The sequence below is a fragment of the Knoellia terrae genome, from assembly GCF_048606435.1.
GTDB lineage: Bacteria > Actinomycetota > Actinomycetes > Actinomycetales > Dermatophilaceae > Knoellia > Knoellia terrae.
The window spans coordinates 100,805-115,425 of sequence record NZ_JBMBWH010000003.1; the positions used below are offsets into that span (position 1 = coordinate 100,805).

Annotated in this window: 10 protein-coding genes; 6 read left to right on the plus strand and 4 right to left on the minus strand. The window is 64.8% G+C overall.

Translation table 11 applies throughout. The features are described 5' to 3' along the window. Positions 1 to 583: 583 nt before the first annotated feature. Complete coding sequence (locus tag ACOJV9_RS05685; RefSeq protein ID WP_420184222.1) at positions 584 to 4,087, plus strand: hypothetical protein; 3,504 nt, start codon at positions 584 to 586, stop codon at positions 4,085 to 4,087. A gap of 250 nt (positions 4,088 to 4,337) precedes the next feature. Here ACOJV9_RS05685 and ACOJV9_RS05690 read toward each other — a convergent pair whose 3' ends face one another. Both ACOJV9_RS05690 and ACOJV9_RS05695 read right to left on the minus strand, forming a co-directional pair. After that, on the minus strand, positions 4,338 to 5,387 hold the full coding sequence (locus tag ACOJV9_RS05690) for a DUF932 domain-containing protein (protein ID WP_420184223.1): 1,050 nt from the start codon (positions 5,385 to 5,387) through the stop codon (positions 4,338 to 4,340). A 3-nt stretch (positions 5,388 to 5,390) separates the two neighbouring features. Then, complete coding sequence (locus ACOJV9_RS05695) at positions 5,391 to 6,737, minus strand: IS256 family transposase (protein WP_420184224.1); 1,347 nt, start codon at positions 6,735 to 6,737, stop codon at positions 5,391 to 5,393. A gap of 211 nt (positions 6,738 to 6,948) precedes the next feature. Between ACOJV9_RS05695 and ACOJV9_RS05700 the strand changes: the two genes are divergently transcribed. Both ACOJV9_RS05700 and ACOJV9_RS05705 read left to right on the plus strand, forming a co-directional pair. Beyond that, on the plus strand, positions 6,949 to 7,764 hold the full coding sequence (locus ACOJV9_RS05700; RefSeq protein ID WP_420184225.1) for a GmrSD restriction endonuclease domain-containing protein: 816 nt from the start codon (positions 6,949 to 6,951) through the stop codon (positions 7,762 to 7,764). A 263-nt stretch (positions 7,765 to 8,027) separates the two neighbouring features. Beyond that, on the plus strand, positions 8,028 to 8,360 hold the full coding sequence (locus ACOJV9_RS05705) for a histone-like nucleoid-structuring protein Lsr2 (RefSeq protein WP_420184226.1): 333 nt from the start codon (positions 8,028 to 8,030) through the stop codon (positions 8,358 to 8,360). A 93-nt stretch (positions 8,361 to 8,453) separates the two neighbouring features. Here ACOJV9_RS05705 and ACOJV9_RS05710 read toward each other — a convergent pair whose 3' ends face one another. Together ACOJV9_RS05710 and ACOJV9_RS05715 are read right to left on the minus strand one after the other, a co-directional pair. Then, positions 8,454 to 8,918 (minus strand): hypothetical protein, encoded by a 465-nt coding sequence (locus ACOJV9_RS05710; protein ID WP_420184227.1) that lies wholly within the window; start codon positions 8,916 to 8,918, stop codon positions 8,454 to 8,456. A 176-nt stretch (positions 8,919 to 9,094) separates the two neighbouring features. Further along, entirely contained in the window at positions 9,095 to 10,858 is a 1,764-nt protein-coding gene (locus tag ACOJV9_RS05715; protein WP_420184228.1) for a GmrSD restriction endonuclease domain-containing protein, read from the minus strand. A 599-nt stretch (positions 10,859 to 11,457) separates the two neighbouring features. On the opposite strand from ACOJV9_RS05715, the gene ACOJV9_RS05720 reads away from it, so the two are divergent. From ACOJV9_RS05720 to ACOJV9_RS05730, 3 genes are all read left to right on the plus strand, one after another. Next, positions 11,458 to 12,342, plus strand: coding sequence for an FG-GAP repeat domain-containing protein (locus ACOJV9_RS05720; protein ID WP_420184229.1), 885 nt, complete (start codon positions 11,458 to 11,460; stop codon positions 12,340 to 12,342). Between the two features lie 944 nt (positions 12,343 to 13,286). Continuing rightward, entirely contained in the window at positions 13,287 to 13,847 is a 561-nt protein-coding gene (locus ACOJV9_RS05725; protein WP_420184230.1) for a hypothetical protein, read from the plus strand. Positions 13,848 to 13,950: 103 nt separating this feature from the next. Continuing rightward, a complete protein-coding gene (locus ACOJV9_RS05730; protein WP_420184231.1) occupies positions 13,951 to 14,460 on the plus strand; it encodes a hypothetical protein in 510 nt (169 codons plus the stop codon). The last annotated feature ends 161 nt before the right edge of the window (positions 14,461 to 14,621 follow it).

Below are 14,621 nucleotides of genomic sequence, written 5' to 3' on the forward strand. Positions count from 1 at the left end.
AGTGCTGGTGCCAGGCACGGTTCCGTAGCTACGGGGGAGCTTGGGGCAAGCGCTTGAGTGCCGAGGTGTGGTCGCTTTTGAGGGCCGCTCGATACACGATCACGAGCCAGAACGCAGAAAAGGACGACTTGCCCCCTCCCACGCGGAGTGGGAGGGGGCGACAGTGCACTGCAAGGCTCACTTTCGTAGGTGGTCCGACAACGTGTGGACAGTGGGCTCAGGCGGCAATCAGGCGAGCAAGGCTGCCGTTGTGGCTCGGTCGCTAATCGCCGTGGTTTCGCTGATGGCGTGGCGCAGGTTTCGCTCGGGCCCCGACGTCACTCGATTGATGGCGTGGTCGGAACGCCTGATGATGGTGGTGGAGGGGGTGCCGCACGCCAGATGCATGGTCTTGTCGAGCCATTGACCCCGCACTGACCTGCCCCAAGACTGAGCGACAACCGGTTAGCAATGGGCGAGTGACAGAGCTGAGCCGGACATTGAGCCGGTCATCTAATCCGTGGCCTTGACTCCTTGCGGCGCACGAGTTCTTTGGCGACGCCAAGCAGAGATCCACTGCGGCATGGATGGATGGAAGCCAATCATGGCCAAGGCACTTCCTACTACGCTCATCGCTCGCCTGTCGATCGCAGTCCTGTGCTGCAGTATGGGATTGGCGCTCACGCCGCCCGCTTGGAGCGCGGCTGCAGATGGCGTCTTCGTGGTGACAACCACGGGAGATGCCGGCGACGCCCTGACTGTAGAGAACTGCGCCGCCGGAACTGGCGAGTGCACCCTGCGGGCAGCCATCCTCGCAGCGAACGCGCACGCCAACCTGGATGGGAAGCCTGACATCGTCGTGTTCGCCATCGAGGGCGCGGCGCCTCACGTCATAGCTCCTACGAGCGCTCTGCCCGTGCTCGGCGACCCGGTGACCATCGACGCCGGTCTCCCGGCCGCGTGGGCACCCCGGCGGGTGGAAGTCAGTGGCGCACAGTGCAACTCCACAGGAAACCCTTGTGAAGGGTTGGTGGTGGGCGGCTCTGACACCACCATCCGCGGATTGGCCCTGCACGAGTTCTTCGCCGGAATCCGGAACGTCGCCGGACGTGGAGACGGCCTCGTGGTCGAGGGAAACTTCATCGGGACGAATGCAGAAGGAAGCGCGGTCGTCCAGCGTTCCTTCGCACCCACGAACCACGGCGTTTTCCTGACCAACGTTGCCGGCGTGCGGGTGGGAGGCGATCCCGCTCAAGGGCAGGGCAACGTCATCGCCGGGCACTCCTCGGGGGAGGTCGAAGGCGTCGCCACCCCACGGGTCGAAGTGCTGGGCAACTACCTCGGGGTGCTCGCCGACGGCGCCACCACGCGAAGCGCCCCAGAAGGTATCAGGCTGCAGCAGGCGAGCGACAGCCAGCTCGGCACCAGCGCAGCGCCGAACGTGATCTCGGGCGGCGCCTCGGGCTTGGGAATCGTTCTCTTCAACGCCGCAGGGACAAGGGTTCAAGGCAACAAGATCGGTGTTAACGCATCCGGGCGTGTACGCACGGGCAATGGGGGCATCGACGTCCAGTCCGAGGGTGTCCTGATCGGTGGAACAGGTGCCGGGAACGTGGTCTCGGGAGGGTTCGGAATCCACGTCGGCATGAATCCGGCAACGGGGGCGGAAGGCTCCAGCGTGGTGAGCCACAACTATGTCGGCACCGACAGCACAGGCACAGTCGCCATCCCGAATGTCAACGGAATATCCATGGGCGACACCGGCAGCGTGGTGGAGGACAACCTGATTGCCGGCAACTCCGGCAACGGACTGGTAATCGACACCTTCGCCGGGCCAGGACATCGAATTTCGGGCAACCGAATCGGTGTCGCTGCGGACGGAACCGCCTTGGGCAACGGTGGCTTTGGCGTCTTGGTGTCTGACGACTTCGAGGGAGGTGCCCACGTTGTCGGGGGCACGCCTGAACACGGCAACACAGTCGCCTTCAACGGCCAGGGTGGCATCGCGGTGGGGCATCGCGCAGAGATTCCCGGCCTGCCGCTGCCACAGGGTGTCACCATCCGATACAACTCGGTGCACGACAACGGCACGCAAGACGCTCCTGCCCTCGGGATAGACCTGCCCAGCCGGGCCTCCCTGGGTGCGCCGGACGGCATCGACGACCTCGACGCCGACACCGGTTCCAATGACCTCCAGAACGCTCCGGAGATCCTCTCCGCCACGACGACATCCACGTCGACCTTGGTCACGGGACGGCTGCGCAGCGCACCCGGTGAGCAGTTCGACATCGACCTCTACGAGAACCGCACGTGTGACGAGACCGGCTACGGCGAGGCAGAGAAGTTCGTAGCCACGCAGGCTGTCGCCACCTCTGGGTCGAGCAGCAGCACACCAGGAATGGCTACCTTCACTTTCACGGTGACACCGCCGGTGCCAGTCGGACACACTCTTTCCGCCACCGCTACGAACGCGAACGCAAGCACTTCCGAGCTGTCCCGGTGCGGTACCTCCTCACCTGGCGCGCAGGTGTCCTACACCGGGCCCACCACGGTGACCTACTCAGACCCGGCGACCCTCAGCGGCCGGCTCGAGACCGTGGCAGAACCCCCCCTCCCAATCGCGGGTCGGACCCTCTCGCTGACGTTGGGGAGCCTGTCGACGGTCACGGCCGGACCCACCAGTGCCGCAGGAACCGCTAGTGCCGGCCCCGTCACCGTCACACTGAAGCCCGGCCCCACCACGGCAACCACCGAGTTCGTCGGCGACGACATCTACAACGCCGCGACCGACAGCGAGCCCGTGACCGTCGAGAAGGAAGGCTGCACCCTCACCTACACGGGAGACACGTCCGCGACAGCCGGCAGCACAAGTACGCTCAGAGCCCAGTTCGGCGAAAGCGACGACAACCCTGGCGAGTGGTCCGGACATCTGCTTGACTTCGCGGTCAGCAGCGCGAGCGGAACTACCACGCACCACACGACGAGGACCGGCAACGCTGGCCTGGCCAGCACTACCATCCAGCTGCCGCCGGACGCACGCAGCGTGAATGTGAGCTTTGCGGGTGACGACTACTACCTCCCCTGCGCCACCTCTACCGACACCATGCTGACCATTCAGCCGGCGAATACCGTGGTCACCTACACCGGCCCCACCACGGCCACCTACTCAGACCCCGTCGCGCTTGGCGGACGGTTGGAGGTCGCCGGCGTCCCTGCGGCACCGATCACAGGGAAAAGCCTGTCCTTCACGCTGGGCCCGATGCCGACCGCGACCGCTGGCCCGACGGCGGCCGATGGGACCGCTATCACCACCCCGATCGCCGTGACCGCCGCACCCGGCCAGCGAAGCGTGATCACGACCTTCGCTGGAGACACGGCGTACAAGGAGGCGACTGACACGGACACCGTCACAGTGCTGCGCGAGGACTGCACCTTGACCTACACCGGAGGCCTACTCGTAGCCCCGCTTACCTCGACGACGCTGCGCGCCCAGTTCGGGGAGAGCGACACCACACCAGGAGACTGGGCAGGACACTCCCTAGAGTTCATCGTCCTCGACTCGACACTCACAACCACCCGCTACACCGCCGTCACAGACGCGCAAGGGGTCGCATCGCGAACCGTCGCCTTGCCGGCCAACGTCTATGCCGTCGGAGTCACCTTCGCCGGAGATGAGCTCTACAACCCCTGCCGAACCGCCAGCGACACCGTGTTTACAGTCGAGCAGGCAGGAGCCAAGGTAACCGGAGGCGGCTGGGTCAGCACCGGCATCGGCCGCACATCCTTCGGGTTCAACCTCATCCCGCAGGCAGGGGGCGCCTTCACCAGCCAGTTCCAGGTCCGCACGTCGGACAAGTCAACCTTCCACGGATCTGGGCCAGCGACGGCGACCGTGCTTTCCGCTAACTCAGTTCGCTGGACGGGTACCGGCCGATGGAACGGCTTGACCGGCTATGGCTACACGGTCATCGTCGTGGACAACGGATCCTCGGGCGCCAAGAAAGGCGACACCATCACGATCACCATCTATCGAGCGGGGGATCCTGCCCATCCCGCCTTTTCGACGGGTAGCCAGATGCTCAAGGGGGGCAATATCACCGTCCACTGACCACTTCGCCGGCCACAGGCACGAGCTGGTCTCCATCAACTCGGCGTTCTCCTCGACGAACTCCTTACCGAGTACCACCACGCCACGGGTGGGCGCCCGCGAACAAGTTCGTCCGGACAGCCTGTGTCTTTGACTGCCGGTGATCAACAGCCTGAATGCCGAAAAGGACGACCAGCCCCCTCCCACATGGTGTGGGAGGGGGCTTGCATGGTGCCAGACGGCCTTCAACCGGTGGACGCCCTGGCTGTGACTATCGGGCAGTGATGAGCTCAAGAAGCGTGAACGTGGTAGCTCGATCACTCATCGACGTTGCTCCTGTGAGGGAGTGGAGCATGTTCCGCTCCGGTCGGGATGCGCTTCGGTTGGCGGCGTAGTGATGTGCCCAGGTGTTCGTAGCCTGGAGAACTCCCAGTGCGGTCCCGGTCCAAGGGGCGGCTCGGTGGTCGCTTCGGTAGAGGGTCTCCAGCTCTCCACGCTTCCGAAGGGTGACGGTGCGGGCACGGCCCTCGAGGGCCCGCCCCTTGCCGTCGGAGAGGGGCACGCTTCGGTCAAGGAACGCCTCCCACTGCTCGTCGGTGACGGCTGTGTTCGCCAGGATCTCAAGTTCGCGTGAAAAGTCGTCGCTGAGGGTGTGGACGACGGCGAGGGCCTCCCGGGCCTGGGTGATCTTCGCGGCGGAGTACCGGGTGTGCTTGACCTTGTACTCCTGGCCTCGTTCGCTGAGAGCCAGGTCACGAGTGTTGTCACAGACCGTAGCGGTGACCGTCCGCTTGAACGTGGTGGCGATGGATCGGTCGAAGCTGGTGGTGGCCAGCAGGTTGGGTCGGAAGTCGAAGCCCATGGGGCTCGTGATGGTCGCAGGCACGGAGACCTCGACCCAGGCGATGGCTCCTCCTCGCAGCAGTCCTGCGGATGAGATGACGAGGTCGTCGTCGAGGAGGTTGGCGACGGTGGTCAGCAGCCACTCTCTGTATTGGTGCATGACGTAGCCGGTGCCGAAGAGGCCGAGGACGGCGTTGGTGTCGGAGCGGGTGATGGCCTGCCGGTCGGGCAGGGTCTCCCAGTGCACGGGCGAGTCCTGTGGGTCGAGGTGGGTCATCGCGTCGATGTCGGACTGGGTCTCCACGGCGATGCGCCTGGAGACGGCGGTCCAGTGGAAGAGGCGGCGTTCGACATCGTCGACGGGGATAGGGCCGGTGTAGTGGTTGGTCTCCTCGCCTTGTTGTTCGGCGCGGTAGTGCCCAAGGAGATCAAGGAAGCCAAGCGAGCCTGTCAACTTTTCTGTGTAAGTGAGGGTCATTGGTTAGAGGTAGGGGTTGATGCGGTCGGGGTAGATGAGGGCGAGCTCGCCCAGGGCTGCCTTCCAGCCGTTGACGACGCCGCCTTCGACCAGTCGGGGGATGGATTGGCGGTCCTTGCCCTTGCCGGTTTGCTTGGCCCGTTCGCGGGCTCGTTTGTCCTCGATGTTGCGGATCGCGAGCCAGAGCAGCTTGACGACGGCGTCGTCGCTGGGGAAGTGGCCGCGGTTCTTGATGATCTTGCGGAGCTGGTAGTTCAGCGACTCGATCGAGTTCGTGGTGTAGATGACCTTGCGCAGCGCCGGCCCGAACGCCAGGAAGGGGACGAACCGGTCCCAGGCGTTGCGCCAGGCCGCGACGGCTGCGGGGTACTTCGTGCCCAGTGTCGAGCTCGCGAACACGCTCAGCACGGTCATGGCGGCGTCCTCGTCGGCGGCGGTGTAGATCGGGCGCAGCAGCGCCGCGACGGGCTTGCGGTCGGAGTAGGACACGAACCGCATCGAGGCCCGGATGAGGTGTACCACGCACGTTTGGACCATCGCCTGCGGCCAGGCCTGCTCGATCGCCTCGGGAAAGCCGGTCAGGCCGTCGCAGCAGACGATCAGGACGTCCTTGACGCCGCGGTTGGCCAGCTGGGCGCACACGCCGGCCCAGAACTTCGCTCCCTCGCTGGCTTGGACCCAGATCCCCAGGACGTGCTTGACGCCGTCCATGTCGACGCCAACGGCGATGTGCGCGGAACGGTTGGTGACGTGGGCGCCGTCGCGGACCTTGACCACGAGCGCGTCGAGATAGATCACCGGGTAGAACGCCTCGAGCGGGCGGGACTGCCAGGCGGTGACCTCCTCGAGGACGGCGTCGGTGACGTTGCTGATCGTCTCGTGCGACAGCTCGGTGCCCAACGTCGTGGCGAGGTGGTGCTGGATGTCGCGGATCGTCATCCCACCCGCGTACAAGGAGATGATCATGTCCTCCAGACCGCCCACGCCCTTGGGCACCAGCGCCGAAGCAAACGTGCCCTGCCGATCGCGTGGGCTGTCCAGACGAATGTCACCGACCTCGGTGCCCACCGTCTTCGGCGTCGAGCCGTTGCGAGAGTTCCCAGAGCCGCGACCGGCGGGGTCACCCCGCTCGTAGCCCAGATGATCGGTGAGCTCGGTGGACATCCCCCGCTCGAGGACGGCCCTGATCATTTCGGGAAGGAACCCGCCCTCGCCCGTGAGGGCCACACCTCGCTCGTCGGTGGCGGCCATCAACCGGTCGAGCATGTCGTCGCCGAACATCTCCTGCCGCAACCGCCGCGCCTCGGACGGCCCGCTCTCCTGCGAGGCCTTCTCTTGCTCATCGGTCATGCTCACAGTCAATCTCCTTCAGATCGGAGACCACCTCTTACACAGACCATCTGACACGCCCCCTTCCGAGGTCCAACCGTCCGCGACCGCGTCCCCGTCGCCTTCCACACCTTCACCGTCGCCTAGCAGCAAGACCCCCACGGAGACGTCGCAGCCACCGACACCTGCACCGAAGCCGACCCCGTCACCGAGCAAGCCATCGGTCGCTCCGGTGCCTGCTGCCAAGGGCACCGCGTTGGCCGCTGCCGGCGCCCTGACAGTCAAGGGTCGGGCGCCGAAGACCGGGTACTCACGGGATCAGTTCGGCCAAGCGTGGTACGACGCGGACCGCAATGGCTGCGATACGCGCAATGACATCCTCCGGAGAGACCTCAAGAACTTCACCCTGAAGGCGGGCACGAATGGCTGCCTCGTCCTCCGTGGCACCCTCACTGACCCGTATACCGCCGCGACGCTCAAGTTCATTCGCGGTTCTAGTACGAGCTCGGCGGTGCAGATCGACCACGTCGTGGCCCTCTCGGATGCATGGCAAAAGGGGGCGCAGCAACTGAGCACGTCAAGGCGTACTGCGTTCGCGAACGACCCGTTGAACCTGCTGGCGGTGGATGGACCGACCAACGCTGCCAAGGGCGCCGGTGATGCTGCCACCTGGCTTCCGCGCACGAAGACTTACCGCTGTGCTTACGTGGCTCGCCAGGTCGCGGTCAAGGCGAGGTACGCCCTGTGGGTCACCCCCAGTGAGCGAGACGCGATCGTGCGGATCCTGCAAGGGTGCCCGACGCAGAAGTTGCCGTCCTCAAAAGCCGTCCCGTTGGGTGGCGGGACCGTCGAGACAGTGACACCACCGAAGAAGGCATCCCCGCCAACACCGGCGCCGGAGCCGGCGAAGCCGTCAAGCAAGGTGGACCTCCAGTTCGACACCTGCAAGGCAGCCAAGGCAGCCGGATACGGGCCCTACTACTCGGGCAAGGACGCGGAGTACGACTGGTACCGGGACGCCGACAGCGATGGCATCGTCTGCGAGTAGTGGCCGATGCTGAGACGCTCGGGTTCTCTGGACACCTCGCTCTCGGAGATGCTGACGAGATGGCTCCGTCCGCAGTTCGCCGGGCAGTGGTTCAGTGCTGCGCCTGCAGCCCAGCGTCCGGCTCATCTTCGACGTATCTCTCGCGTCAAACGGGGACCACTTGCGGTGTGACCCTCGTTGCACTCATCTTCGCAGTGATGTTTTGGCCATTTGCTGCTTGGTGGCTATAGCAATCGCCCGTCCTAAGGCAGCATCATTTGTTCATGGCCAAGCAGACGACAGTGACGATCACCGATGACCTCGACGGATCTAAGAATGCTGCGGAGGTCTCGTTCAGCCTCGACGGCCGTACATGGGTGATCGACCTCAGCGCGAAGAACCGTGCAGCACTCGAGAAGGCGCTCAACCCCTACATCGCCAAGGCGACTGAGCAGAGTAAGGGTCGAGGGAACAAGACCGCTCGCTCCGTATCCCGAGGAAAGCCGCGCGCTGACCTGGCTGCCGTCCGCGCTTGGGCGAAAGACAATGGTCATCAGGTCAGCGACCGGGGCCGTATCAACGCGAACCTGTTGGCTGCATACGAGGCAGCGCGCTGATCTTGGGCGGCACCTGTCGTGCCGCGTGTATGTGACACAAAGCCAGCACTTACCGCCGACACGGCGACCCTGATCCCTTGGGATCAGGGGAGCTCAGCCGATCCTCTCGCCTTGCCACCTGGGAAGATTTTCGATCTCTGCTTCGGCTTCCGGGGAGGGCCAAGGGGGTGCCCGATCCGGGAGAGTAAGCATGAACTCGTCGTCTATCGGCCACACCGTGATGACTGGGGTCACAGCTTGGACTAAGGCTTTGAACAGTTCCAGAGGCGCGATAGACGTTGGGTCCTCGAGCGCTTCGACCAGCTCTTCGGGCAACTGGTCAAAGCTCCACGCTCGATACGGCTTCATCCCGTCGTCCTCAACATCTGCGATGAGGGTGACGCTTCGCCTGCGCCCACTGGACTGAATCTCCACCCATGACTGCCACAGGTATCCCATGGGTGCGCCAGAGAAGATGGAGAAATCTACGTACGCGTCGTCGCGCTCACCGGCACTTACGGCAGCGTGCGCCAGTAGCCCCCCTTGCGACTGTTCGAAGTCCATGACGAAGGTGCCCACCTCTAAACGTTGGCCAGGTTGCGTCCTGCTAACTTCGGCCGCCGGGATAGGGCGGTCTAACCTAGGCCTTGCAGACATAACGATCGGCCCCTTTCCGCTCCGACATCGAATCAAGCTGCAAACGGCTGCACGGGCAGTCCTAACTGACGTGAGAACCGTGGGGTTGCTCCCGGGACCTAGCAAGTAGCGAGCATCTGGGCCAAGGCGTCGTATTCGGCCTGAGTCACGGTGAGGGCGTACTTGCGCTTGACGGTCGTCCAGTTCGTCGCGTAAGAACACCAAGTTGACGTCAGTGGTGGCTTCCAGGTCTCGGGTCCGCTGTCGGCCTTGGCCTGGTTGACGGATCCTTCGACGGCGACGAGTTCGGGGCCGAGCAAGTCGTTGGCGAAGTCTTCTTTTTGCTGCGCTGTCCATGCCCAGCCACCGGAGCGGTGGGCGTTGGCCAAGGCAACGAGGTGGTCGATCTGGACATCAGCGGCTTGGGTCCAGTTTTCTAGGATGTAGGGGTCAACCCAGAACCCGGAGATGACGGCGCAGCCATCGGCCGTCAGGACTGGCTCACTCCGGGATTGGTTGATGAGCACTTCGTGCCGGGTGTTCTGGCAGTCCCCATCAGCGTCGATCCAGTGGTTCCATGAGTCGCGGTTGTAGGCCACGGTGGTGTTGTGGGGGGCGATGTTCAACCCATTCAACCTCGGGTCAATAGCACCGGAGTCATCGGTGAAGTATCCAGCGACGTCGCCAAGAACATGGGTGGAGCGGGAGATGTACACGCTAGCCGTGCCATCAGTGCCGAGCTTTGCCATGGCAGCGTTCGCAATGGTCTGGCCAGCACGCTCTGTGTTGACGCTGGACGACGAGCCCGGGGTGCCCTCCCCCGTTGGGTAGACCTGCAGATATCCGACGCCGCTGGCCTGCGTGGCGGTGAGGTTCATCGCGATCGCGGCGGCACCGGTGCTCGGTATGCCGCCCTTGCCAGCGGGGGCCAGGCTCACCGTGGACCCAGAGGATGGCTTGACGCCCGAGCGGGTGTCCCTGATCCGCGTGGGGACGATCGGGACAAACAAGCCACGGCTGCTTGTCTCGTCAGAGGCGCCAGTGTAGTAACCGGCAATGTCGGCGATGAGGTGAGTTGCGGTGCTCGTGTAGATCTTCACGGTGCCGGTCTCGCTTAGGGGCACGGTAACCAAGCCGGCGGCGGTCTGCCCTACGCGGGTCAGGTTGATATTCGAGTACGCGCCCGCTGCCGCGCTGTAAGTGAAAGGCATGACCTGCACCCAGCCGGCGCCGCTGGCCTGCGTGGCGGTCACGTTGAGTACCACTGCCGATGCCCCAACTTGCGGGACGCCTCCCTTACCGGCGACCTCGAAGTACGTAGTTGACCCCGACGCGGCCTTGGGACGGGGCGGTATCTGCATTGTGCTGGGAGCGCCGGCTAGGCTCTCGCAGGGAATCCCGTCGTTGTCACCGTCGAGCTGGGCTATGTCACCGAAGTACAGGTGGTAATACCAGAACCAGTCGTTTGCGGCAGTCCAGCTGGTGAAATCCCCGCAATTCATGCTGTCATCGGGCGACATCGGGTGGTTCCCGAGTCCCTCCCTGGTGTCGAGCACCCGGACCGGGGTGAGTGCCTCGAACCGGCCCGACGCGACCGACGAAGCGGGGGTGTAGTAGCCGAAGGCGTCGGCGAGCAAGTGCCCGCCGCCGGAGGAGTACAGCGTGACGGTGCCGTTGTCACCGACAGGAACGGTGACCATGTTGGCGATGCTCTGGCCTGTGTACTCGACGTTCAGGTTCGAGGAAGAGCCGACAGCGGATTGACCGGTGGGGTAAACCTGCATCCATCCCGCCCGGGTCGCCTGCGTCACGGTTACGTTCAGCACGACCGCCGAGGCACCCGTGACGGGGACTCCGCCGCGCCCGGCGACCTTCAGGATCACTGACCCCCCTGCCGGGACCACAGCCTTGGAGGCACCTAACCCGGTTCGAGTGTCCAGCACCCGGCTCGGGGTCAGCGGCACCATCCGTGACGTAGTGGCGGCTGATGCGGATCCTTCCTGCGCCATCCCCGTGGCGGGCAATGCCCCTGCGTAAGCGAGCGCCACAACGAGCCCTAGTGCCAGCCGACTCCACCACGCATCGCGACGCATCGCGCACCCCGTTATCCCTGAGCAACAAACTGCAGTTTCGAGTGTCCCACCAGTGACCCGCGGGGTCTGCAGATTGCCGATATCGCCAGCCCACGATCACGAAGGAGGGTGGAGCCGCTTCGATTTTCCTCCTGCCCGTGCCGGCCCAAGAACTTGGGGCGAAGATTTGGCATCCGCCTCCCTCGCGCCGACCCGTATGGTTCGATTCGGCTTGGCAGTAGTGATGACGACTTGGGGTGTGGGCGTTGATGAAGCGGAAGTCGATGTGGGCGGCGCTGTGCGCGGCGGTTCTGGCAGGGGGCGGAGTAGTTGCGGCGTCGAGTCCGGCAACCGCTGGCACCGCCATTCAAACCAGCACGGTCGCTTGGGGGCAGTCTGGTGATGTGCCGGTGGCGGCCAACTACGGCGGTGACGCCCGGCGCGAGCTGGCCGTCTGGCGCCCCGGCAACGGAACCTGGTACGTGCGCAACGTCGGCAACTACCAGTGGGGTGTGAGCACCGACCTCCCCGCAGCGGCCGACTTCACCGGTGACGGCAAGGCCGACATCGCCGTCTTCCGCCCCTCCAACGGCACCTGGTACCTGCGTGGCGGCTCCGCCATCAAGTGGGGGCAGGCCGGCGACGTCCCGGTCGCCGCCGACTACACCGGCGACGGCAAGGCCGACATCGCGGTGTTCCGGCCCTCGACTGGCACCTGGTACATCCGCGGCCTGGGCAACATCCGCTGGGGCCAGTCCGGTGACGTCCCCACGCCGGCCAACTACCTCACGGCTGACAAGAAGGTCGAGCTGGCGGTGTTCCGGCCCTCGATGGGGACCTGGTACGTCCGCGGTGGAAGCACCTACTCGTGGGGTCAGTCGGGTGACCGCCCGGTGCCGTCGACCTACACCGGGGGCGCTGCCTCTAGCATCGCCGTGTGGCGCCCCGGCTCGGGGGTTTGGTTCGTCCGTGGCGGTGACACTGTCACCTGGGGCCGCAACGGTGACGTTCCTCAGGCGGGCGACTTTCTGGGGAACGCCAAGGCCGACCGTGTCGTCTGGCGCCCCTCAAACGGCACTTGGTATCTGCGGTACGAGGTACCGACGACTACGCCTACGCCACCACCGCCGCCGCCTCCCTCGAGTGGCTGCGACTCCTCCTATCCCGGAGTGTGCCTTCCACCGCCCCCGCCGGACCTTGACTGCGGCGACATCCCATACCGGAACTTCGTTGTCTTCCAACCGGACCCGCACGGCTTCGACGGAAACTTCGATGGCATCGGCTGCGAGCTCTGACTTAGATCGCACCTCGGCCTCAAGGACCGCGCCCCGGCGGAAGTCGTGGGGGGCTGTCCCACATCTCCGGGACGGACATGGGTACTTGACACAAAGGTCAGCGAGTTCCTAGGGAGGACTCATCCGACTCAGGCACCCCCGCCGGTTGGCGCATGACCACCTGCGCGCCTAGGCGTCTGGGGCATTGGCCGCTGCCGGCGCGGTGTGAGCGTCATTGTCGACAGAACGATGAGGGGACTGCGGTGTCCATGGACGTGGCTCGTCCAAGTCTCGGACACGCCGCTACCACAGCTTCCCACCATGTGAATTGAACCGGCCCGCGATCCGCCTCGTAAGAGGCGGACCGTCGCCCGACCCAACTGCCACCGCTGGAGTAACACCAGGGGGCGGCTCGTCTGTGTCGCGAGGAGCGCAGGTTCGACGGGTGGTCCTACGACCCCACAGAGGCTCTGTCGAAAAGAGACCGTTGCGCTCGCCTAGAGTGTTAGCGCCTTCGCGCGTGTCATGTGCGCGGCAGCCACGTCGCCATCATGGGCACTCGTCCGGCCGGCCGCACCCTGTGCCTAGCAGCCCTGTCATCTGCAGGTTGGTCCCTGAGGGTCCGACGCGACAGCGATGGAGGCTGTTGCGTTGATAAGAAACGTGACGTTCCCGCAGGTTGCAGGTCGGGTGCTGGCGTGTCATGGGCGTGATTTCTTGCGTCGTTGTTGTGACGCTTGGAGGCATCGGCCGGGGTTGGGACGGGGCCTCAGGCGATTTGAGGTGCGGAGCCTTTCGGGGACGGAGAGGGGCGAGAGGTCCTAGGTGACGCGAGGGCTGGCTAGGTTGAACGCCGCCCAGGGTGGCAACGTAACGGTCGCGCGACGCAAGGGCGCGTCGGTCCACTCACGGGCCACGTGCGGGTACGCCCACTTGCGCAGCGTGCCGATGTAGTGGGCATGTCTATGCCTCCCAAGTTCGATCTCGCCTACCAGTCCGCCGAGCGAGCCAACTGTGACCCTTGGCAGTGGTACACCCTCGACGACTTTGTCGAGGCCGGGTTTGATCGTGACCTGCTCGAAGCGCAGGCATGGCTGGACGCAGACGTCTACCCAGATCAGGCCATGGCGTACAAGGCGCTGGGTATGTCGCCGGAGGACGCGTGGGCGTGGGGGATGGTTCCGGAGGCTGTCCGGTCGTTCGTGGACTGCGGATTCCAAAAAGACGAAACATGGGACTGGGCCTACTCCGGCGCCTTCGGGTACGAAGCCATGTTCTGGCGTGACGCCGGATACACGCCGACGCAGGCCGCCGCGCTTCGGACCGTCACCAAGCCGATCGCCCAGGCGGTGCTTTGGGCGGTCACCGGGCTGCCGTTCGCTGACGCATTGGAACATGCCACGCACGGAGCGAACCCGGCCGACTTCCTCACATTGCCGGAAACGGACGCCACCGCCGGTGACGCAGCGGCCGAGGACTTGCTCGAGGACGACGAAGTCCCTTACGACCACAACTTCGTCTGGTGACTTCATCGACTCAAGGTGAAACGGCACACCACATCGCCATCGGTGAACCGTTGGTTCGCTGCAGACGGTCGTGTAACTGCCGCCTCCTGCCGATAGAACTGACATGAGCATCTACTCGCCGTTCGACGATCTGCAGCACTCCTTCATTTACGGAGACGATGGGACTGAGGATTCCCGCCACCACCGGGAGGTCTACCTAGAGGTCCTCAACTGTGAAGAGGTTGAGGCCCAGCGATGGTTCGCGTGCGGGATCAGTCCCACAGACGCCCAACGGTTCGTCGCCATGGGGATGACCCTCGAAGAGGCTGGGTCGTGGGGCCTGAACGCAGCCATGGTCGAACGGTTCCGGGCGCTCGGATTCGTCAAGAGCGAAGCGCGGAACTGGGCGCTCGCAGGGATCTGGCCCGATCACGCGGTTCACTGGCGACGTTGCGGACAGGACTGGGTGAGCGCCCGCAAGATCATCGATCACAGCGATAGCGCGGCGGCTGCCCTCGCGTGGACACTCGTCGACGCCGCTCCATGGGACGTCTGGGGGATGGCCACGTCTGGAAGAAGGCCTGGAGCAGCCCTATCGGAACAGGTACGCAGGCAAGTTGAGAAGGGTGAGTGAGTTGCATAGCCCCTGCATCATGGCGAACCTTTCGTACGAGGGGCCTCGGCCGAGCTGTAGCCGGGCGACTATCTAGCGCCGATAGGTCCCGCGGACGAGAGGTCGCATTGAAGGCAAAGTCGCCCCTTGGCGGCGCCGCCGCCGGTGACTTCGGGGCGCCG

What these genes read in the sequence shown, in the direction of transcription:
- ACOJV9_RS05730 (WP_420184231.1), top strand. Translation starts at nt 13,951, where the DNA reads ATGAGCATCTACTCGCCGTTCGACGATCTGCAGCACTCCTTCATTTAC.
- ACOJV9_RS05695 (WP_420184224.1), bottom strand. Translation starts at nt 6,737, where the DNA reads ATGACCGATGAGCAAGAGAAGGCCTCGCAGGAGAGCGGGCCGTCCGAG.
- ACOJV9_RS05725 (WP_420184230.1), top strand. Translation starts at nt 13,287, where the DNA reads ATGCCTCCCAAGTTCGATCTCGCCTACCAGTCCGCCGAGCGAGCCAAC.
- ACOJV9_RS05685 (WP_420184222.1), top strand. Translation starts at nt 584, where the DNA reads ATGGCCAAGGCACTTCCTACTACGCTCATCGCTCGCCTGTCGATCGCA.
- ACOJV9_RS05705 (WP_420184226.1), top strand. Translation starts at nt 8,028, where the DNA reads ATGGCCAAGCAGACGACAGTGACGATCACCGATGACCTCGACGGATCT.
- ACOJV9_RS05690 (WP_420184223.1), bottom strand. Translation starts at nt 5,387, where the DNA reads ATGACCCTCACTTACACAGAAAAGTTGACAGGCTCGCTTGGCTTCCTT.